Source organism: Leclercia sp. UBA5958 (genome assembly GCF_002430365.1).
In the GTDB taxonomy this organism is placed as follows: domain Bacteria; phylum Pseudomonadota; class Gammaproteobacteria; order Enterobacterales; family Enterobacteriaceae; genus Enterobacter; species Enterobacter pneumoniae.
The window spans coordinates 525,782-545,462 of the sequence record NZ_DJCE01000004.1; the positions used below are offsets into that span (position 1 = coordinate 525,782).

22 protein-coding genes are annotated in these 19,681 nt (G+C 54.5%); 10 read left to right on the plus strand and 12 right to left on the minus strand.

Going from position 1 to position 19,681, the window contains the following annotated elements; genetic code table 11:
* Positions 1-57 precede the first annotated feature (57 nt).
* The 5 genes from nrdF to B2Q93_RS07000 form a co-directional block, all read right to left on the minus strand.
* On the minus strand, positions 58-1,017 hold the full coding sequence (gene nrdF / locus B2Q93_RS06980) for a class 1b ribonucleoside-diphosphate reductase subunit beta (RefSeq protein ID WP_212476349.1): 960 nt from the start codon (positions 1,015-1,017) through the stop codon (positions 58-60).
* A 9-nt stretch (positions 1,018-1,026) separates the two neighbouring features.
* Positions 1,027-3,171, minus strand: a complete 2,145-nt coding sequence (nrdE, locus tag B2Q93_RS06985) for a class 1b ribonucleoside-diphosphate reductase subunit alpha (RefSeq protein WP_207292275.1) — start codon at positions 3,169-3,171, stop codon at positions 1,027-1,029.
* On the minus strand, positions 3,144-3,554 hold the full coding sequence (gene nrdI, locus B2Q93_RS06990) for a class Ib ribonucleoside-diphosphate reductase assembly flavoprotein NrdI (RefSeq protein ID WP_040074309.1): 411 nt from the start codon (positions 3,552-3,554) through the stop codon (positions 3,144-3,146). Before nrdI ends, nrdE begins: the two co-directional genes overlap by 28 nt.
* The gene (nrdH, locus tag B2Q93_RS06995; RefSeq protein ID WP_072056361.1) at positions 3,551-3,805 is read right to left on the minus strand and encodes a glutaredoxin-like protein NrdH; all 255 of its coding nucleotides are present in this window, start codon (positions 3,803-3,805) and stop codon (positions 3,551-3,553) included. Before nrdH ends, nrdI begins: the two co-directional genes overlap by 4 nt.
* A gap of 235 nt (positions 3,806-4,040) precedes the next feature.
* Positions 4,041-4,367, minus strand: coding sequence for a DUF883 domain-containing protein (locus B2Q93_RS07000; RefSeq protein WP_040074311.1), 327 nt, complete (start codon positions 4,365-4,367; stop codon positions 4,041-4,043).
* Between the two features lie 161 nt (positions 4,368-4,528).
* Between B2Q93_RS07000 and B2Q93_RS07005 the strand changes: the two genes are divergently transcribed.
* The gene (locus B2Q93_RS07005) at positions 4,529-4,873 is read left to right on the plus strand and encodes a DUF2002 family protein (protein ID WP_046886111.1); all 345 of its coding nucleotides are present in this window, start codon (positions 4,529-4,531) and stop codon (positions 4,871-4,873) included.
* A 14-nt stretch (positions 4,874-4,887) separates the two neighbouring features.
* Here B2Q93_RS07005 and alaE read toward each other — a convergent pair whose 3' ends face one another.
* A complete protein-coding gene (gene alaE / locus B2Q93_RS07010) occupies positions 4,888-5,355 on the minus strand; it encodes an L-alanine exporter AlaE (RefSeq protein ID WP_046886110.1) in 468 nt (155 codons plus the stop codon).
* A 629-nt stretch (positions 5,356-5,984) separates the two neighbouring features.
* Between alaE and stpA the strand changes: the two genes are divergently transcribed.
* Entirely contained in the window at positions 5,985-6,389 is a 405-nt protein-coding gene (stpA, locus tag B2Q93_RS07015; protein WP_046886109.1) for a DNA-binding protein StpA, read from the plus strand.
* 42 nt (positions 6,390-6,431) lie between these two features.
* Here the strand turns inward: stpA and B2Q93_RS07020 are convergent, their stop codons facing one another.
* A complete protein-coding gene (locus B2Q93_RS07020) occupies positions 6,432-6,611 on the minus strand; it encodes a hypothetical protein (RefSeq protein WP_040074315.1) in 180 nt (59 codons plus the stop codon).
* Positions 6,612-6,832: 221 nt separating this feature from the next.
* On the opposite strand from B2Q93_RS07020, the gene B2Q93_RS07025 reads away from it, so the two are divergent.
* Positions 6,833-6,991: a YqaE/Pmp3 family membrane protein gene (locus tag B2Q93_RS07025; protein WP_040074316.1), complete on the plus strand. Its 159-nt coding sequence runs from the start codon at positions 6,833-6,835 to the stop codon at positions 6,989-6,991.
* Here the strand turns inward: B2Q93_RS07025 and B2Q93_RS07030 are convergent.
* Positions 6,988-7,917, minus strand: coding sequence for a LysR substrate-binding domain-containing protein (locus B2Q93_RS07030; protein ID WP_207292272.1), 930 nt, complete (start codon positions 7,915-7,917; stop codon positions 6,988-6,990). The two genes, B2Q93_RS07025 and B2Q93_RS07030, sit on opposite strands and share 4 nt — an antisense overlap.
* Before the next feature lie 359 nt (positions 7,918-8,276).
* Here B2Q93_RS07030 and B2Q93_RS07035 point away from each other — a divergent pair, with 359 nt between their 5' ends.
* The 6 genes from B2Q93_RS07035 to B2Q93_RS07060 all read left to right on the plus strand — a co-directional run bounded on the left by B2Q93_RS07035 (position 8,277) and on the right by B2Q93_RS07060 (position 15,971).
* Complete coding sequence (locus tag B2Q93_RS07035) at positions 8,277-8,882, plus strand: ankyrin repeat domain-containing protein (protein WP_046886107.1); 606 nt, start codon at positions 8,277-8,279, stop codon at positions 8,880-8,882.
* A 108-nt stretch (positions 8,883-8,990) separates the two neighbouring features.
* Positions 8,991-10,532, plus strand: coding sequence for an acyl-CoA synthetase FdrA (gene fdrA, locus B2Q93_RS07040; RefSeq protein WP_286932314.1), 1,542 nt, complete (start codon positions 8,991-8,993; stop codon positions 10,530-10,532).
* Positions 10,532-11,947 (plus strand): DUF1116 domain-containing protein, encoded by a 1,416-nt coding sequence (locus B2Q93_RS07045; protein ID WP_286932315.1) that lies wholly within the window; start codon positions 10,532-10,534, stop codon positions 11,945-11,947. The genes fdrA and B2Q93_RS07045 overlap by 1 nt, the downstream gene beginning before the upstream one ends.
* Positions 11,948-11,958: 11 nt before the next feature.
* Entirely contained in the window at positions 11,959-13,503 is a 1,545-nt protein-coding gene (locus B2Q93_RS07050; RefSeq protein ID WP_046886104.1) for a hypothetical protein, read from the plus strand.
* Positions 13,504-13,623: 120 nt separating this feature from the next.
* Entirely contained in the window at positions 13,624-14,574 is a 951-nt protein-coding gene (locus B2Q93_RS07055; RefSeq protein ID WP_286932317.1) for a carbamate kinase family protein, read from the plus strand.
* A 17-nt stretch (positions 14,575-14,591) separates the two neighbouring features.
* Positions 14,592-15,971 carry an amidohydrolase family protein gene (locus B2Q93_RS07060; RefSeq protein ID WP_286932319.1) on the plus strand — a complete coding sequence of 460 codons (1,380 nt, stop codon included), beginning with the start codon at positions 14,592-14,594 and terminating at the stop codon, positions 15,969-15,971.
* 153 nt (positions 15,972-16,124) lie between these two features.
* Here B2Q93_RS07060 and B2Q93_RS07065 read toward each other — a convergent pair whose 3' ends face one another.
* Positions 16,125-16,727, minus strand: a complete 603-nt coding sequence (locus B2Q93_RS07065; RefSeq protein ID WP_286787161.1) for a short chain dehydrogenase — start codon at positions 16,725-16,727, stop codon at positions 16,125-16,127.
* Between the two features lie 97 nt (positions 16,728-16,824).
* Here B2Q93_RS07065 and B2Q93_RS07070 point away from each other — a divergent pair, with 97 nt between their 5' ends.
* On the plus strand, positions 16,825-17,715 hold the full coding sequence (locus B2Q93_RS07070) for a LysR family transcriptional regulator (protein WP_286932320.1): 891 nt from the start codon (positions 16,825-16,827) through the stop codon (positions 17,713-17,715).
* Here the strand turns inward: B2Q93_RS07070 and B2Q93_RS07075 are convergent.
* From B2Q93_RS07075 to B2Q93_RS07085, 3 genes are all read right to left on the minus strand, one after another.
* On the minus strand, positions 17,712-18,272 hold the full coding sequence (locus B2Q93_RS07075; protein WP_040074328.1) for an Ail/Lom family outer membrane beta-barrel protein: 561 nt from the start codon (positions 18,270-18,272) through the stop codon (positions 17,712-17,714). The two genes, B2Q93_RS07070 and B2Q93_RS07075, sit on opposite strands and share 4 nt — an antisense overlap.
* 401 nt (positions 18,273-18,673) lie before the next feature.
* Complete coding sequence (locus tag B2Q93_RS07080) at positions 18,674-19,069, minus strand: hypothetical protein (RefSeq protein ID WP_286808178.1); 396 nt, start codon at positions 19,067-19,069, stop codon at positions 18,674-18,676.
* Between the two features lie 47 nt (positions 19,070-19,116).
* The gene (locus B2Q93_RS07085; protein WP_286808180.1) at positions 19,117-19,581 is read right to left on the minus strand and encodes a hypothetical protein; all 465 of its coding nucleotides are present in this window, start codon (positions 19,579-19,581) and stop codon (positions 19,117-19,119) included.
* Positions 19,582-19,681 lie beyond the last annotated feature (100 nt).

Consider the following 19,681-nt stretch of genomic DNA (forward strand, 5'->3'; position numbering starts at 1 on the left):
AATATTTGCGGGAAAAGAATGCGATTTATATTAAATTAATAAACGTTAATTCGCAGATTAAAAGTCCCAGTCTGTATCTTCCGTCTCCACCGCTTTACCCATAACGTAAGATGAACCCGACCCGGAAAAGAAGTCATGGTTTTCATCCGCGTTGGGTGACAGCGCCGCCAGGATGGCCGGGTTCACTTCCGCCATTTCGGGGGGGAAGAGCGCCTCATAACCGAGGTTCATTAGCGCTTTATTGGCATTGTAACAGAGGAACGCTTTCACCTCTTCTTCCCAGCCCGTTCCCGCGTATACGCTTTCAGTGTATTGCAGTTCGTTGTCATAGAGATCCATTAACAAATCCAGCGCAAAGCTTTGTAACTCTTCACGCCTGGCGTCGCTGACTTTCTCCAGCCCTTTCTGGAACTTATAGCCGATGTAATAGCCATGCACCGCTTCATCACGAATGATCAAGCGAATCAGATCGGCGGTGTTGGTCAACTTGCCGCGACTCGACCAGTACATCGGCAGCCAGAAGCCGGAATAGAAGAGGAAAGATTCCAGAAACACGCTGGCGATTTTCTTTTTCAACGGTTCATCGGCGCGGTAGTGGTGCAGTATCAGTTCGGCTTTCCGCTGCAACGCAGCGTTCTCTTCGCTCCATGTATAGGCCGCGTCCACATCTTTGGTCTGGCAAAGCGTCGAGAAAATCGAGCTGTAAGAGCGGGCATGTACCGCCTCCATAAAGCTGATATTCGACATCACCGCCTCTTCGTGCGGGGTGAGCGCATCTGCCATCAACGCCGGTGCGCCCAGGGTGTTCTGAATCGTATCCAGCAGCGTCAGCCCGGTAAAAACGCGAATGGTCAGCTGCTGCTCGGCCTGCGTCAGGGTTTGCCAGGCTGAAATATCATTGGAGAGCGGAACCTTTTCAGGCAGCCAGAAGTTACTGGTGAGGCGATTCCAGACCTCCAGATCCTTATCGTCCTCGATTTTGTTCCAGTTAATGGCGCGAACCAGTGACAGTTTCATCCTCTCTCCTTACAGCGCGCAGGACACGCAACCTTCAATTTCGGTACCTTCCAGCGCAAGCTGGCGCAGGCGAATGTAGTACAGCGTCTTGATCCCTTTCTTCCAGGCATAGATTTGCGCTCTATTAATATCGCGCGTGGTGGCGCTATCCGGGAAAAAGAGCGTTAACGAGAGCCCCTGATCCACATGCCTGGTCGCCTCGGCGTAAGTATCGATAATCTTTTCCGGGCCGATTTCATACGCGTCCTGATACAGCGCCAGGTTGTCATTGGTCATAAAGGGGGCAGGGTAGTAAACGCGGCCGGTTTTGCCCTCTTTGCGAATCTCCACCTTCGACACAATCGGATGGATGCTGGAGGTCGCGTGGTTGATATAGGAGATCGAGCCGGTAGGCGGCACGGCCTGCAGGTTCTGGTTATAGATCCCATACTCCATCACGTCATTACGCAGCTGCTGCCACATTGCGCGGGTCGGCAACACAATCCCGGCGCGAGCAAACAGGTCGCGCACTTTGGCGGTCTTCGGCTGCCAGTCACCTTCCAGATACTGGCTGAAATATTCCCCGCTGGCGTAGCGTGACTGCTCAAACCCGGCAAAGCGTTGGCCCCGTTCGCGCGCCAGCATCATTGAGGTGTTCAGCGCATGCCAGGTGATGGTGTAGAAATAGAGGTTGGTAAAATCCAGCCCCTCCGGGCTGCCGTAGGCGATACCTTCGCGCGCCAGATAGCCGTGCAAATTCATCTGCCCAAGCCCAATAGCATGCGAGGCGGCATTGCCCGCCTCAATGGACGGCACGCTGCGGATATGGCTCATGTCCGATACCGCCGTCAGGCCGCGCACGGCAGTCTCAACCGTGCGGCCAAAATTGGGGGAGTCCATGGTATGGGCAATGTTCAGCGACCCGAGATTACAGGAGATATCCTTGCCGATATCGGCGTAATCAAGATTTTCATCGTAGGTCGAGGCGCTGTTAACCTGCAAAATCTCGGAGCACAGGTTGCTCATATTAATGCGGCCGGCGATGGGGCTGGCGCGGTTTACCGTGTCTTCATACATGATGTACGGATAACCGGACTCAAACTGAATCTCGGCCAAAGTCTGGAAGAAATCACGGGCATTAATGTACTTTTTGCGAATGCGATCGTCAGCAATCAGCTCGTCATACAGTTCGCTTATCGCCACGTCGCCAAAGGGTTTGCCATACAAGCGCTCGATATCGTAAGGCGAAAAGAGGGCCATCTCCGCGTTCTCTTTCGCAAGTTTAAAGGTGATATCCGGGATCACCACACCCAGCGAGAGGGTTTTGATACGGATCTTTTCATCGGCATTTTCACGTTTGGTATCCAGGAAGCGCAAAATATCCGGATGGTGCGCATGCAGATAGACCGCCCCCGCTCCCTGGCGGGCGCCCAGCTGGTTGGCATAAGAGAACGCATCCTCCAGCATCTTCATGACCGGAATAACGCCGGACGACTGATTCTCAATGCGCTTGATAGGTGCGCCCGATTCCCGCAGATTTGAGAGGAGAAACGCGACCCCGCCGCCGCGCTTAGAGAGCTGTAACGCGGAGTTCACGGCCCGGCCAATCGACTCCATATTGTCTTCAATACGCAGCAGGAAGCAGGAGACCAGCTCACCACGCTGCGCTTTTCCGCAGTTCAGGAACGTGGGCGTCGCCGGTTGAAAGCGGCCGGACAACATCTCTTCTGTGAGTTGTTGCGCCAGCGTCTCATTCCCCTGTGCAAGGGTTAACGCCACCATCACGACCCGATCTTCAAAGCGCTCAAGATAGCGTTTCCCATCGAAGGTCTTCAGGGTGTAACTGGTGTAAAACTTCCAGGCGCCAAGGAACGTCTTGAAACGAAAACCGCTGGCGTGAGCGTGCTCGAAAAGCGAAACCAGAAAGCGGGGATCGTAGCGGGCCAGCACGCGCTCTTCGTAATAGCCTTCACTCACCAGGTAGTCGAGTCGGGCCGTTACGCTGGCGAAAGTCATGCTATTAGGGATCACATGGTGCGTGAAAAAGGCGTCCACCGCCTGGTGGTCTTTCTCAAACTGAATACGCCCCTCACGATCGTAGAGGTTAAGCATCGCATTCAGGGCGTGGTAGTCGGTCGTTCCCTGGTTTACGCGTTCTGCGGTTGTCGTTGCCAAAATTCGTTTACTCCTTTACGCACATTCTCTACGTCCTGCTGTGTCCCCATCAGTTCAAAGCGATAGAGATACGGCACGCCGCATTTTTGAGAGATAACATCCCCGGCGCGGCAGTAGGCCTCGCCAAAATTGCGATTACCCGCCGCGATAACCCCGCGGATCAGCGCCCGGTTATGCGGATCGTTAAGAAAGCGAATCGCCTGACGGGGTACAGCCCCCGCGGTGCCGCCGCCGCCATAGCTCGGCACCACCAGAATGTAGGGTTCGTCTACCTGAATGCGCTCCCGCTCGTTGAGGGGGATACGGATTGCCGGCAGCCCAACACGCGTGATAAAGCGGTGCGTGTTTTCCGAGCTACTGGAGAAGTAGACAAGCAGGCTCATGCGCTGGTGGCCTGCGCCTGAAGACGGTTAATCATGTCCGGGCGGAAGCCAGACCAGCTGGTCTCGCCGGCGATCACCACAGGTAGCTGGCGAAAACCGCGCGCGCGGAGTGTCTCGGCGGCATCCGGAACCTGATCAACATTCACCATCTCGAAGGACACGCCGCGGTTTTCCATCGCACGTTTCGTTGCGAGGCACTGCACACAGTTGTTACGAGTGTAAATAGTAATGCTCATGATTCGTATTTCCATTTAGAATAACAGGACGCCGCGAAAAATCGCGAGCAGTAGTGTCTGTGTTGCTTAAAGGAATACTAGATGTAGTTATCTAAAGTTTCAACCATACAAGATATGGGAAAATTAGATTGATGGGCCTCTGTTGATGAGCACAGCGGGGGAGGGGGTGGTATAGCGGCTTTTCAGCCAAAAAAAGAAAACCCCCGCTAACGGAGGTTAGCAGGGGCAGAGTAATAGCCCGGATCCGTGACTATTTACGCAGGCTCAGCAGCGCACCGACGAAGATCCCGACAGCGGCCACGGTACCGACGGCACACAGCGGTTTTTCGCGGATAAAGGTGGTTGCACACCCCATCGCATCACATGCTGCTTGCTGGGTCCGGGAGCGACCCTGCATACGGGCGCGGGTTTCACGCAGTAACGCTTTCGCTTTGCGTCTGGCGACATCTGCGTCATCTTTCGCATCTGATCCCCAGGACTTCAGAACATCTTCCAGCGTGTCGGCTAATTTGCTGACATCGTTATGAATATCCTGAACGCCGTCATCCACATCATTTCGGTTTGATCTGTTAAACATACATTCCTCCCTTGAATTTGCGGTATTAAAGAGTTTAGTCCAGGTTTTTAATATCTGAAGTCTGTCACGGCATAATTGGCCGTTTATGGAATTTTCTGAAAGCACTGCTATTGCTGATTACGGTAAGGTTGCCGGGCAGGAAAAGATAATGAGGATTAAATATGTATTTACGACCTGATGAGGTTGCGCGCGTTCTTGAAAAAGCCGGATTTACTATGGATGCGGTAACGCAAAAAGCGTACGGCTATCGCCGTGGTGAAAATTATGTCTATGTAAACCGGGAAGCGCGTATGGGACGCACGGCGCTGATCATCCATCCAACGCTTAAAGACAAAAGTTTGTCTTATGCGGAACCTGCCTCAGAGATAAAAACCTGCGATCAGTATCAGCAATTTCCCCTCTATCTAGGCGGGGAAAGGCATGAACATTATGGTATTCCGCACGGGTTCAGCTCCCGGATGGCGCTGGAACGTTTTCTGACAGGTCTGTTCGGCGAACAGCAATAAAAACGCGACTGGCATCAGCCAGTCGCTGCATCCTGCGCTTTTACCGGGCTATACGGGCTGACCCGGAACAGGCGGCGGCAATAATCGAGAAAATAACCGTAAGCCGCACCCATCAGCATTGAAACCACAATATTTGAACTGACAGCGGCAGCAATCTGGTGCCAGTCAGCGCCCACCGTGAGCAAAATAGCGACATACACCGGCGACTGAAAGGTCACATAGGCCAGTACATCTGCCAGATTTTTCATCCAGCCCGTTGGGCTTACGCGGCGCGCATAGCGCATAATGGCATCGCGGTAAAAACCGTAAGGCCATGCAATAAGTATATTGACCGGCACCGCCACCAGCCTGGAAGAAAGCGACTGTTCAAAGCTCATCCCGGAGAGAAAGATCTCGATCAGCATGTTCACAACCGAGCAGTAGACAACCATCGCAAAGGTGTCTGCTACCGCATGGCGCAGGCGAGACTGTCGAGAGAACATGTCAGAACTCCTTGGAAAGAGGGCTAAGAAGACGTCAAAGCAATGTTGTACGGTGCTTTAAGTTGCATTATTTTTCGCGTATAGATTATATCTCTGCCTGTTAGCTCACAATTAGTGATTAATTTTTATTTGTTACGCTTTTGGCAACAAAATTCTCTAAAATTGGCGATTTTTGAACCTGGTCGTTATTTTGTCTCCTGCTGCTTATTTTATTGTTTTAAAACAATAAGATAAGCTCTGTCTTGCTGCGGGCTGACAATTGGCATAGGCCCCATTAAACGGGATACGCTTTTCTGGTATGCAGGAGGGGGCGTCTGCGTGGATTGTTTCTGATAAGTGGAATAATAAGTAGGATATGCTGCCTGTAAGAAATGTATTTTATGCAGATAATCTGAATAGATATTCCATGTCGTGCTGTTTACTATATTTAACATTAATAAATAAGATATAAACCAGGTCGACAAATAAAGGACTAATGGTGGCGAAATACCCTGCCTATATTTTATTATCGGCAGGGTAGGCGGCATTAATTATAATTTCGTGCGCTATAATCTGGATGTTCAAAAGCAAATAGATTACTATCGGACGGTAAATGATATTTAAACGATTAGAAAAGGTCTTCATATTATATGACTTCGTTGTTACAGAATTTGAATAATATCCGTACGCTGCGCGCGATGGCTCGTGATTTCTCTCTCGAGGTACTGGAAGACATGCAGGAAAAGCTGCGTATTGTTATCGAAGAGAAGCGTGCTGAGCAGCTTGAAGCTGAGCAGCAGCGTGCTGAACAGCAGCAAAAAATAGCTGCCTTGCTGGAGCGTATGAAAGCAGACGGTATTTCCGCCGAAGATCTGCTGGGCTCTGAAGCCGCTATTGGCGCAGCACAGCCGAAAAAACGTAAAGTCCGTGCGCCTAAATACCGTTTTACTGATGCCGATGGTCAGGAAAAAACCTGGACCGGTCAGGGACGTACGCCTAAGCCTATTTCCGTCGCACTGGCGAACGGTAAATCGCTGGATGATTTTCTGATCTAATTCGTGCGCACCGGGCGGCACTCACCGCCCGGTAGCGTCTGCTTAGCAGACGCCGAAATCCCCTTCTTCCTGATACGGCGTCAGGTCTGCCGCTTTTACGGTAAAGCGCTCGCCCGCTTCGTTACTGGCTTGCACCACAACCACCTGATCTTCATTCACTTCTAAGACTTTCAGTTTTGGACCGCCCATACGCGGTTGCACAAGATCGCCGACAGAAAACATACATACCTCCTCATTGTTATCGTGACCCTAACATTAGCCCAGCCGCCGTCAGGGGTACAGTCTAACCTTTGATCTGGCTTTAAATCGCCAGCCTCAGTCAGTGTAAAGAGGGTAAAGGAGGGTAAAAGCGGGCGTCAAAAATGGCGAGGCGCAGTAAACTCGCTACGCTTAGAGATAAATCTCTTTTTTTACAATGACCTGATTGCTTGCATGGAGAAATTATGGGTTTCTGGCGTATTGTTATTACCATTCTGTTACCGCCGCTGGGCGTGCTGCTTGGCAAAGGTTTCGGCTGGGCATTTATCATCAACATCGTGTTGACGCTGCTGGGTTACATCCCGGGCCTGATTCACGCCTTCTGGGTACAGAGCCGCAGCTAGTCCCGCCACAGTAAATCGTTATAAATCCCGGTCAGTACCCCCTGGGGCTTAAACTGCTCTTTAATCCAGCGGGTCACCTGGCCGGTGGCCGCATGCTGCGTGGCCAGCAGCATGCGTGAGTCCTGGCGCGGATTATTAATCTTCCGCGTCACCAACAGGCCATCTCCTACCGCTTCGCGCGCCATGTATTCCGGTAAAAACCCAATCCCTTCACCCAAAATCTGACACTGGCACTTGGTATTGAAATCGGGAACCAGAATGGCTTCCTGCCCGTGCAGCAGCCAGCCGACTTTTTTGTTGATGGTATGGGCGGTGTCTTCCACCATGATGTTGGGATAGAGCCGTAGCTGACTTTCGGCAAGCGGCTCGGGGGCAAAGGCCAGCGGATGCGTGGGGGCGATGGCAAAGACCCAGCGAATCGCGCCGATTTCGGTGTAATCAATGCCACCGCCGTCGAGCAGGGTGTCCGGCGCGCCGATGGCGATATTGGCCTGATTATTAATAATCGAATCCCAGACGCCGTTGTAGACTTCAGTCGTGACCGTAATCTGCGTCGTGGGGAATTGCTTTTTCAAGACCTGGAGAAGGCGAGCCGTGTGCCGTGGGGTATACAGCAGCTGATTAATGCAGATCCGCACCCGGGCTTCAATGCCCTGCGAGATAGTGTCGATGCTGCGCTTGATGGCATGAAAGTCATTTAGCAGATCGGTAGCTTTGCGGTAGAAATAGAAGCCCGATTCCGTCAGTTCAATACTGCGGGTATTGCGCACAAACAGCACCACGTCCAGCCCGGTCTCCATTCGCTTGATGGTGTAGCTAATGGCAGATGTCGTCACCCCCAGCTCGTCTGCCGCCTTACTGAAGCTGCTAAAACGGGCGGCGGTAGTAAATGCCAGTAAGTTCTCTTCGGTAAAAATAGAATTCATCGCTCACCTTTCGGGCTTTTCGCATCGGTTGAATCTATTTATAAACCGCGTTGGCGGCAACCAGTTTTGAACAATATTTAACACTGCGCTTACAACTCATTTGAAGCAAATCACACTTCTGTGAATTTGTTGCGAGCCCCGCAGTGCAAGGGCTGACGAGATATAAGCAGAATGCTGTTTTAAGGCAGAAAAGGGCAGAAAACATAAGAAAAAGATTGCACAGACGCACATTATCACCGGATTGTTGAACGCTATTTAATAATCACTCTCCTTACGATGAATGCTTTTTAAGCGGATTCTTTTCCGGGATCGCTGTTGCTATTCTCAACGCATCAGAAAGGAAAACCAGGAGTGTGAATATGTCTGCGAATGAACTCGTCACGGAATTTCTCGTTGCCGCTGAACAAGGTGATACCGAGGGGCTTAAAGCCTGTCTGGCGAAAGGGGTAGATATCAATGCCACTAATCGTCAAAAACGCACCGCCATTATCATTGCCAGTCTGAATAAGCATTATCCCTGCGTTGAACTCTTAATTGCTGCCGGTGCGAATATCGACCAGCAGGATCACACCTGCTTCAACCCCTTTTTAATTAGCTGCCTGACTAACGATTTAACCCTGCTGCGAATCGTACTGCCCGCAAACCCGGATCTGGATCGCCTCACCCGCTTTGGCGGCGTGGGCATTACGCCGGCCAGCGAAAAAGGGCATGTAGAGATTGTGCGCGAGCTGCTGGCGAAAACGGATATCAACGTTAACCATACTAATTTCGTGGGCTGGACGCCGTTGCTGGAAGCCATCGTGCTTAACGATGGCGGGGCGAAACAGCAAGAGATCGTCAAACTCCTGCTTGATCATGGCGCGAACCCTCACATGACCGATAAATACGGTAAGTCTCCGCTCGAACTGGCGCGCGAAAAAGGCTTTAGCGAAATCGCCGAACTGCTGATCGCCGCAGGCGCGTAATTCAGCGCGGCCAGCTGTCCGGCTGGCCTGAAATAACAGAACCCTTTTTACCATCATGCCAAATGGCAGGATGGCGGCCACCCTTTTGCCCGAATTCGGGAGGAAATCATGCCAACCAAAATCGTTGTGAAAAAGAACAGTTATTTTGACTCTGTCTCGTTGATGTCGGTTTCAACAAAAGCCAATAAATTACCGGGCGTAGAGCAGGCCTTTGTCGCCATGGCGACTGAAATGAATAAAGGGGTATTACGCAATCTCGGCTTACTGACCCCGGAATTAGAGGCGGCCAAAAACGGCGATCTGATGATTGTCATTAAAGGCGATGCCGCCGACGACGACACCCTGGCCGCCATCGAAGCCCTCTTCGTCCGTAAAGAGAGCGCGGGCGCGCACGAAGCGCGCTATGCGACGCTAACCAGCGCCAAAAAACACCGTCCGGAAGCAAACCTTGCCGTGATCTCGGTAAATGGCACCTTTGCCGCCCGCGAAGCGCGGCAGGCCCTGGAAAACGACCTGAACGTAATGCTCTTTTCCGACAATGTGTCGCTCGACGACGAGCTGGCGCTGAAGCAGCTGGCGCACCAGAAAGGGCTGCTGATGATGGGGCCGGACTGCGGCACCGCCATCATCAACGGCGCGGGGCTCTGCTTCGCCAACGCGGTACGCCGTGGGCCAATCGGTATTGTGGGCGCCTCCGGCACCGGCAGCCAGGAGCTGAGCGTGCGCATCCACGAATTTGGCGGCGGCGTCTCGCAGCTGATTGGCACCGGCGGGCGCGATCTGAGCGAAAAAATTGGCGGCCTGATGATGCTCGATGCCATCGACATGCTGGAGGCGGATGAGGGTACTGAGACGATCGCGCTGATCTCCAAGCCGCCTGCCCCGGCGGTGGCGGAAAAAGTGCTGGCCCGCGCACGCGCCTGCCGCAAGCCGGTGGTGGTCTGTTTCCTCGGGCGCAACGATCCTCCGGCCGATGAGAATGGCCTGCAGTTTGCCCGCGGCACGAAAGAGGCGGCATTAAAAGCGGTACTGCTTACGGGTATTAAAAAAGAGTCTCTGGATCTGCATCCGCTGAACTGGCCGCTGATTGAAGAGGTACGCACCCGCCTGACGCCGCAGCAAAAATACATTCGCGGCCTGTTCTGCGGCGGCACCCTGTGTGATGAAGCGATGTTCGCCGCGCTGGAGAAATTTGACGACGTCTACAGCAACATTCAGCCGGATACGACAAAACGCCTGCGCGACATTAATGTCAGCCAGGCACACACCTTCCTCGACTTTGGTGACGACGACTTCACCAACGGCAAACCCCACCCGATGATCGATCCCACCAACCGTATTAGTCGCCTGCTGCAGGAAGCGCGCGATCCGGAGGTAGGGGTGATCGTGATGGACTTCGTCCTCGGTTTTGGCGCGCATGAGGATCCGGTTGGCGTGATGATCGACGCTATCAAAGAGGCACAGGCGATCGCCAAAGCCGACCATCGCCCACTGGCGATCCTGGGCTATGTACTGGGCACCGATCAGGATCCGCAGTCCCTGGCGCAGCAGTGCCAGTTACTCACGGACGCGGGCGTGATCTGGGCCAGCAGCAGTACCAACACCGGATTACTGGCGCGTGAATTTGTCTGCAAAGGGGAGAACGCATAATGACCACCTTATTCAACCAGCCACTGAACGTGATCAACGTTGGCATTGCGATGTTTAGCGACGATCTAAAAAAACAGCACATCCCCGTAACCCAGCTCGACTGGACGCCGCCGGGGCAGGGCAATATGCAGGTGGTGGAGGCGCTCGATCAGCTGGCGGATAAACCGCTGGCCGAGAAGATCGCTGCCGCCAATAAAGTGGCCCTTGAGCGCATCATTCAATCTCATCCGGTGCTGGTGGGCTACGACCAGGCCATCAATGTGGTGCCGGGGATGACCCGCACCACCATTCTGCATGCGGGCCCGCCTGTGACCTGGGAAAATATGTGCGGTGCGATGAAGGGGGCGGTGACCGGGGCGCTGGTCTTCGAGGGGCTGGCGAAAGATATCGAGGACGCAGCGCGCGTCGCGGCTTCCGGCGACATCACCTTCTCGCCGTGCCATGAGCACGACTGTGTCGGCTCCATGGCGGGCATCACCTCTGCCTCAATGTTTATGCACATTGTGGAAAACAAAACCTACGGCAACCGCGCCTTTACCAACCTCAGTGAGCAGATGGCGAAGATCCTGCGCATGGGGGCCAATGACCAGAGCGTGATCGACCGCCTGAACTGGATGCGCGACGTGCTCGGCCCGATGCTGCGCGATGCCATGAACATTATCGGTGAGATCGACCTGCGCTTAATGCTGGCGCAGGCGCTGCATATGGGCGACGAGTGCCACAACCGCAACAACGCAGGCACCACGCTGCTGATTCAGGCCCTGACGCCGGGGCTGATTCAGGCAGGTTATCCGGTTGAGCAGCAGCGGCAGGTGTTCGAGTTTGTCGCCAGCAGCGACTACTTCTCCGGCCCGACGTGGATGGCGATGTGTAAAGCCGCCATGGATGCCGCCCACGGTATCGAATACAGCACCGTGGTCACCACCATGGCCCGTAACGGCTACGAGTTCGGGCTGCGCATCTCTGGCCTGCCGGGGCAGTGGTTTACCGGCCCGGCACAGCAGGTAATTGGCCCCATGTTCGCCGGGTACAAGCCGGAAGACTCCGGACTGGATATTGGCGACAGCGCCATCACCGAAACCTACGGCATCGGCGGCTTCGCCATGGCCACGGCGCCGGCGATTGTAGCGCTGGTGGGCGGCACGGTGGAGGAGGCGATCGACTTCTCCCGCCAGATGCGCGAAATCACCCTCGGAGAAAACCCCAACGTCACTATTCCGCTGCTGTCGTTTATGGGGATTCCGACCGCCATCGACATTACCAAAGTGGCGGGGAGTGGCATTCTGCCGGTGATCAACACCGCCATTGCCCACAAAGACGCCGGTATCGGCATGATTGGGGCGGGCATCGTTCACCCGCCGTTTAGCTGTTTTGAAAAGGCGCTGTTGACCTTCCGCGATCGCTACATCCTATAAGGTAAGCATCCATGAAAAGCATGAAACTGGAGTGGAAAAGAGGTGACTGGGCGGCATATTTCGGGTTGATGACCAACAACCTGACCAATCTGCTGACCATGATGGGGCTGCTCATTTTTGTCGTCGGCATCCCGAAGGAGATTGTTTATGGACGCATTGCGCCAGCCTTCGGGCTGGCGGTACTGGTAGCGAGTGTCTGCTACACCTGGTTTGGCCTTCAAATGGCGCGCCAGACCGGACGTAACGACGTCACCGCGCTACCGTCTGGCCCGAGCGCACCGTCGATCTTCACCGTGACCTTTCTGGTGTTGATGCCGGTCTATCAGCAGACCGGCGATGCAGATTTCGCCATCCAGATTGGCCTGGTGTGGTGCTTCGTTGAGGCGCTGATCCTCGCGGGCGGTTCCTTCCTCGGGGAGACCATCCGCAGGATGATCCCGCGCACCGTGCTGCTGTCGTGCTTGTCCGGTCTGGGTCTGCTGCTGCTGGCGATGAACCCGATGCTGCAGGCCTTCGAAGCGCCGACTGTGTCGTTCATCGTACTGCTGCTGATCTTCATCAACTGGTTTGGCAAAAAGCCGATCTTTGCCCGTATTCCGACCGGCCTGCTGCTGTTGATCGCCGGTACGGTGCTGGCGTGGATCTCCGGCCTGCAAAGCCCGGAGGCGATCAGGGCCTCGATGTCGTCGTTCGGCTTTAACCCGCCATCCGTCCATATCGACGGCTTTATGCAGGGCCTGCCGCATGCGCTGCCGTATCTGGCCTCCGCCGTGCCGCTGGGGCTGGCGAACTACATCTTTGATCTGGAGAACATCGAGAGCGCCCATGCGGCGGGAGATGAATACCCGACGCGTAAAGTGATGCTGGCCAACGGCCTGGCGTCGATGCTCGGCTGTCTGATGGGTAACCCTTTCCCGGTGACGGTCTACGTCGGCCACGCGGGCTGGAAGGCGATGGGGGCCAGCATCGGCTACACCCTGGCCTCCGGCGTGACCATGTTCATCGTGCCGCTGTTCGGGCTGGGGGCCTTTATGCTCGCCATCATTCCGATGACCGCCATCGTGCCGATTCTGGTCTTTATTGGCGTGGTCACCGCTAACCAGGTGGTGAGGGAGACGCCGAAAGTGGAGGTGCCCGTGATCTTCATCTGCCTGTTCCCGTGGATCGCCAACTGGGCGCTGACCATGATGAACAGCGTGATGGGGGCGGCGGGGACGAACGCAGCGAAAATTGGCACCGACGTGCTGCACAGCAAAGGGATCTATTACGAAGGTTTAGTCCATCTGGGCAGCGGCGCGCCGCTCGCCAGTATGCTCTGGGGCTGTATCGCTATCTTCGCCATCATCAACAAACCTTTGCGCGGCGCCGTTGCGGCGGCAGGCGGGGCGCTACTGGCGCTATTCGGGGTGATCCACGCGCCGGTGGTCGGCTTCGCCGAAGGCAGTTCGCTGCTGTTCGTTACGGCCTACCTGATGATGGGCGGTATGTTCGTGGTGAAGCATGTGCTGGATAGCCGGGAAGCGGCAAGCGCGGCGGCACCGGTTTCTGAGTCCTGATAATGCCTGATGCCCTCACCCTAACCCTCTCCCACGGGGAGAGGGAACGTTAATCCCCCTCTCCCCGTGGGAGAGGGCCGGGGTGAGGGCACCAGACCGCACCTTCTCAAAGGAACAAAAATGAAACAACTCATGGTTGTCGCCATCGGCGGCAACAGCATTATCAAAGATAACGCCAGCCAGTCGATTGAACATCAGGCCCAGGCGGTGAAAGCGGTGGCGGAGTCGGTGCTGGAGATGCTGGCCTCCGACTATGACATCGTCCTCACCCACGGTAATGGCCCGCAGGTGGGGCTGGATCTCCGGCGCGCTGAAATTGCCCACGAGCAGGAAGGGCTGCCGCTCACCCCGCTGGCCAACTGCGTGGCAGACACCCAGGGCGGTATCGGCTACCTCATCCAGCAGGCGCTGAACAACCGCCTGGCGGCGCGCGGCGAGCAAAAAGCGGTCACCGTCGTTACGCAGGTAGAAGTAGATAAAAACGATCCTGGCTTTACCCATCCCAGCAAACCGATTGGCGCGTTCTTCAGTGAATCCCAGCGTGATGAACTGCAGCAGGCGCACCCCGACTGGCATTTTGTCGAGGATGCTGGCCGCGGCTATCGCCGGGTGGTGGCGTCTCCCCAGCCAGTTCGTATTGTAGAGGCCGATGCCATCAAGGCGCTGACGCAAAAAGGCTTTGTTGTAATCGGCGCGGGCGGCGGCGGTATCCCGGTGATCCGCACCGAGGAGGGGGATTACCAGAGCGTGGATGCGGTGATCGACAAAGATCTCTCTACCGCGCTGCTGGCCCGTGAGATCCACGCCGACGTACTGGTGATTACCACGGGCGTCGAGAAAGTCTGCATACATTTCGGCAAGCCCAACCAGCAAGCGCTGGAGAGAGTTAACGTGGCGCAGATGATGCGCTATATGGAAGAGGGCCATTTCCCGGCCGGCAGTATGCTCCCCAAAATTGTCGCCAGCCTGGCGTTCCTGCAGCAGGGTGGCAAACGGGTGGTGATCACCTCGCCGGATTCTCTGCCTGCGGCGCTGCGCGGCGAAACCGGTACCCACATCGTGAAAGCGTAAGTAAAAGGAAAAAGACAATGAATGAGAATAAAAGCCGCCGTGAGTTTATTAGCCAGAGCGGCAAAATGGTCACCGCCTGCGCCCTGTTCGGGGCTACCGGTTCCGTCGCGTATGCTGCCGATACCGCCGCGCCCGCCTGTGAGACGGGCAAACCCATGAACATCACCGCCAGCCACTACTACCTGGATAACGTCCTTCTGGAAGCGGGCTTCCAGTTTGACAATAACGTGGCTGTCAGCACCCGAACCGAGCTAAAAACGCTGGAGATCAAAGACGGCAACATAGCCGCACTGCGCGATAACAAAAGCCATGCGGATGCAGCCCTGCCGCACTACGATGCGGGCGGAAAATTGTTGCTGCCCGCGATGCGCGACATGCACATTCATCTGGACAAGACCTTCTATGGCGGCCCGTGGCGTTCGCTGAATCGCCCGGCGGGGACCACCATCCAGGACATGATCCGACTGGAACAAAAAATGTTGCCAGAACTGCAGCCTTACACGCAAGAACGTGCGGAAAAGCTCATCGATCTGCTCCAGTCAAAAGGCTCCACCGTCGCCCGCAGCCATTGCAATATTGAACCGACCTCCGGCCTGAAGAATCTGGAAAACCTGCAGGCGGTCCTGGCGCGCCGACGTGCCGGGTTTGATTGCGAGATCGTGGCCTTCCCACAGCACGGTTTATTGTTTTCAAAATCAGAATCGTTAATGCGAGAGGCGATGAAGGCCGGGGCGCACTACGTGGGCGGACTGGACCCCACCAATGTCGACGGCGCTATGGAAAAATCTCTCGATCTGATGTTCCAGATAGCGCTCGATTACGACAAAGGGGTGGATATTCACCTGCATGAAACCAGCCCTGCGGGCATTGCAGCGGTGAACTACATGGTAGAAACCGTGGAGAAAACGCCGGAACTGAAGGGCAAACTGACCATCAGCCACGCCTTTGCGCTGGCGATGATGGATGAAAAACAGGTGGATGCTATTGCTACGCGCATGGCAGCGCAGCAGATAACCATTGCCTCTACCGTGCCCATCGGTACCCTGCATATGCCGCTGAAACAGCTGCAGGATAAAGGCGTGTTTGTTATGACCGGTACCGACAGCGTGATTGACCACTGGTCGCCGTATGGCCTGGGGGACATGCTGGAAAAAGCCAACCTCTACGCGCAGCTCTATATCCGTCCCAACGAGCAGACGCTCTCCCGGGCACTGGCTATCGCCACTGGCAATGTGTTGCCGCTGAATGATAAAGGCGAGCGGGTATGGCCGAAAGCACAGGACGAGGCCAGCTTTGTGCTGGTGGATGCCTCCTGCTCCGCCGAAGCGGTGGCGCGCATTTCACCGCGTAGCGCCACCTTCCATAAGGGCAACCTCGTCTGGGGCACCGTGGGCTGAAGTGCATCTCTCCCTATGGGAGAGGGTTAGGGGGCAGCCTGTCCCCCTCTCCCTGTGGGAGAGGGCTGGGGTGAGGGCAACACGCCGCACCGTCTGTCTCCCTCTCCCTGTTGGAGAGGGTTGGGGTGAGGGCAACAGGCCGCACTGACTTCATTAATACCCCACCTGATAGATCCGTCCGCTTTGCACCCCCTCTACGCTGCGGCGATAGGCTTGCGCCACCTTCGCGGCGGGCACGCTTTCAAACCCCGGGAAGAAGCCGTCATAGGCCTCTGCGGATTCAGTGAGCACCGTGGGGCTAATCAGGTTAATGCGAATACCGTGCGGCAGTTCGCAGGCGGCGGCGCGGACAAAGCCCTCCAGCGCCGCATTGACCGTGGTGGCATTCACCCCCTGCGCAATAGGCTCGTGGGCGATAATGCCGCTAATCAACGTAATGGAGCCCCCTTCATTCAGATAGTGCTGGCCGGTCAGCGCCAGGCGCACCTGACCGAGCAGCTTATCCTGCAAGCCCTGATTGAAATCGCTCGCTTTCATGGTGGCGAGCGGGCCAAAGTGCACGCCACCGCTGGCGGAGACAATCGCATCCACCTTACCGATAGTGTCGAACAGGGCCTGGACGCTCTCCTGCGAGGTAATATCCACCTGATACTCCCCCTGCGTGCGCCCCACGCGAATCACCTCATGGCGATCGCTTAACGCCTCTGTTACCGCACGACCCACCGTACCGCTGGCACCAATAATCACGATTTTCATAGCCGACTCCTCTTGTTGTGTGTCTCCATTCTTTAATAAATAAAAAGTCGGATAAACTGGGTTAAAGTTAGATGATTACTAACCAGAGGTTTGCAATATGGATAAGCTTCGCGGCATGGAGACCTTTATCGCGGTGTTGGAGAGCGGCAGTTTTATTGGCGCTGCAACGCGTCTGGAGATGTCGGCGGTAATGGTGGGCAAATACATTGCCCAGCTAGAAGCGCGTCTCGGTACACGTCTGCTGGAGCGAAACACACGCCGCCAGAGTCTCACCGACGCCGGACGCGTTTATTACGACGAGGCGAAACGCGTCATTGAACAACTCGGCATCGCCGAGAGCGCCGTCGAGCGCCTGCGCACCGCGCCGGCGGGCACTCTGCGGGTCAGTGCGCCCACCTCGTTTGGCGGTTGCGTTATTGCCCCGCTGGCGGCCACTTTTCTGCAAAGCTGGCCAGAGGTACGGGTAGAGCTGGATCTGACCAACCGGCTGGTCGATCTGGTGGAGGAGGGGATTGACCTGGCGATCCGCATCGGCGAAATCCATCATCATGATCTGGTGGCGCGATACCTCTGCGCCTACCGGATGGTGATCTGCGCCGCGCCGGACTATCTGGCGCGTCATGGCACACCGCAAACCCCGGCCGATCTGGTGGATCATCTCTGCCTGTCGCACACGGTGTGGACTGCCCGCAACGAGTGGCGCTTACCGGGTGTGGAAGGGGAGGTGCGCTGGAAGCGTGACGCCATTTTGCGCTGTAACGACGGATATGGATTACGGATGGCCGCGTGTGCCGGAGCCGGGCTACTGCTACAGCCAGAGGTGCTGGTGGAAGAGGAACTTAAAAACGGTAAGTTGATCAGGGTGCTGGAGTCGTTTACCCCGGCACCCAGGCCGGTTCACCTGCTCTGGCGGCAAGATTTGCGTCCGCTGCCGAAGCTGACGCAATTTATCGCCCATCTCACCGCCCAGGCGGGGGAACCGAATTAGAAGCGGTAACCTACGGTCAGGTTCCAGCCGTTGATGCCGTAGTCGTCGCCCAGGTCTGCATTGGTGCCTTCGTAGCCCACGCCAATCGCCAGCTCCGGCGTTGGGTTAAACTGCACGCCCGCGCCGTAAGCGAAGGAGGTCGATTTTTCAGAGATGCTATCGCGCTGGGTGTAATTATCACCGCCGTTAACCCAGGTGGTATGACCGTCGGCTTTCACACGCGCCACGCCGCCCAGCGCATACAGAGATACGTAGTCGTTAATACGGTAAGCCGGGCCAACCAGCAGAGAGTAATATTTCGCTTCAATATGGTTTTTTACGGAGTCAGAGAACAGATAATAATGTTCATCTTCGTCGCCGCTCATATAGGTGAATGAGCCCATCAGGCTGACCGGAGAGTCCCACTCATAGCGATACTGAACGTTTACGCCGCGGATATTTTTAAAGTCTTCGACTTTACTCTGCGCATAACCGACAGAAACGGTTTGGTTATCTGCCAGAGCCGCGCCACTTGCCAGACCCGCCGCAACCAATACCGCCAGAGATAGCTTTTTCATTTTCCGTAATCCTTGTTGTCGTTTTTTATGTGTAATGCCGTATCTCCCCACCCGTCGGGCTGGAGATATTCCACTGCAAATTAAGGCGGTAGAATTGTTAGTTTTTTTACTGGGGGATAAAATAGGGAATAATCTTAAAGGCCGGAATAGTCCTGGAATTAGCCCCCCCTGTATTGGTAGGGGAGCACGTTTACTCATCATAACCATTGGTCATATTATTCTGGGTGTAATAATGCCGCAGATTAACTAAAAGGAGACGTAAAGGGTAACTGGCGAGCAAGGATTTTTTTCGCATCAGCAGGATCGGCATTAACCAATAATTGACCGATTCTGTTGTGCAGCTCGTCTAACTCGCTCAATTATTTATCCTGAGATTTCATGTAGTAGGTGAGTAGTGTCTGCTAATCAGAATATTTAAAATCAATAGTGATGTTGAGCTTTTTAACATCGGCCTTTATTTCACAGGCGTGCCAGAAAGAGGGCCGATGTGATGAGACGTTTTCCACAAAAAATCTCCTCAGCTCAACAAGGAGATCCAGCAAAGCTGCATTGGCTTGTGCGCCAGCAGTGAACCAGTTTGTCTCACCTGAGGAGCTGTCCACATAATCAAACTCACATTTGCAGTGGTCGCCTTCAGGCGACAGCTCAGCGCGCGCAATGATTTTTGCAGCACTATCGGGCGCTGCGGCTATTAAGACCGAGCCAATGTCATTATAAATATCCTGGGATTGACGCATCATTTTTCCTGACAGATAAATTAGTTCAAATGAGGCAATTTTTATGCCCGTAATCATCATATACCAGTCAGGCTAAAATTTGATAAAAAGCGTTGTAAATTATGCCATTATGATTTTTCCATCAACGTTGCGTGGCACAGGTGATTATGCTCCGTGTACTGAAGATGTATTGAGTGGTTCCCATATACGTATTTTGACCATCCATTGAGCCAGCCAAGGAGCATGTCGACTTTGCCTTCGCCAGACAAAGTGGGTTTTCCGAGCAATTTTGTAATGACTGTCCTGTCCATCCCGCCTTTAATTCCCGGGATAAAATTGCCTGTAAAAGGTGAATGCCCATCTTCATTGCCAAAGTAAAAATGAATATGACTTAAGCAGTCTTTCCGAAACCCCATATCGATACCAGAGTGGTAAAATTTATAGTACTTCGTTTTCCCATCAGGATCGTTATATTCGTCAGCATCAGCTGATATAACCGGGGATTCACCAATAGCCTGACACAGGTTAATAACTTCAACAGAATCTTCCCTTTTACCAAGGATATCTATAAAACTAGCCCATTCCACTGTCATTTTATAACTCCCCTCTGGCGTGTATTTCTTAACAATAATATCTTGTTTGTTAAAGCACAAATTCATAGCAAAAAAATTCCGCTAACCGAGTTCCAGGCAA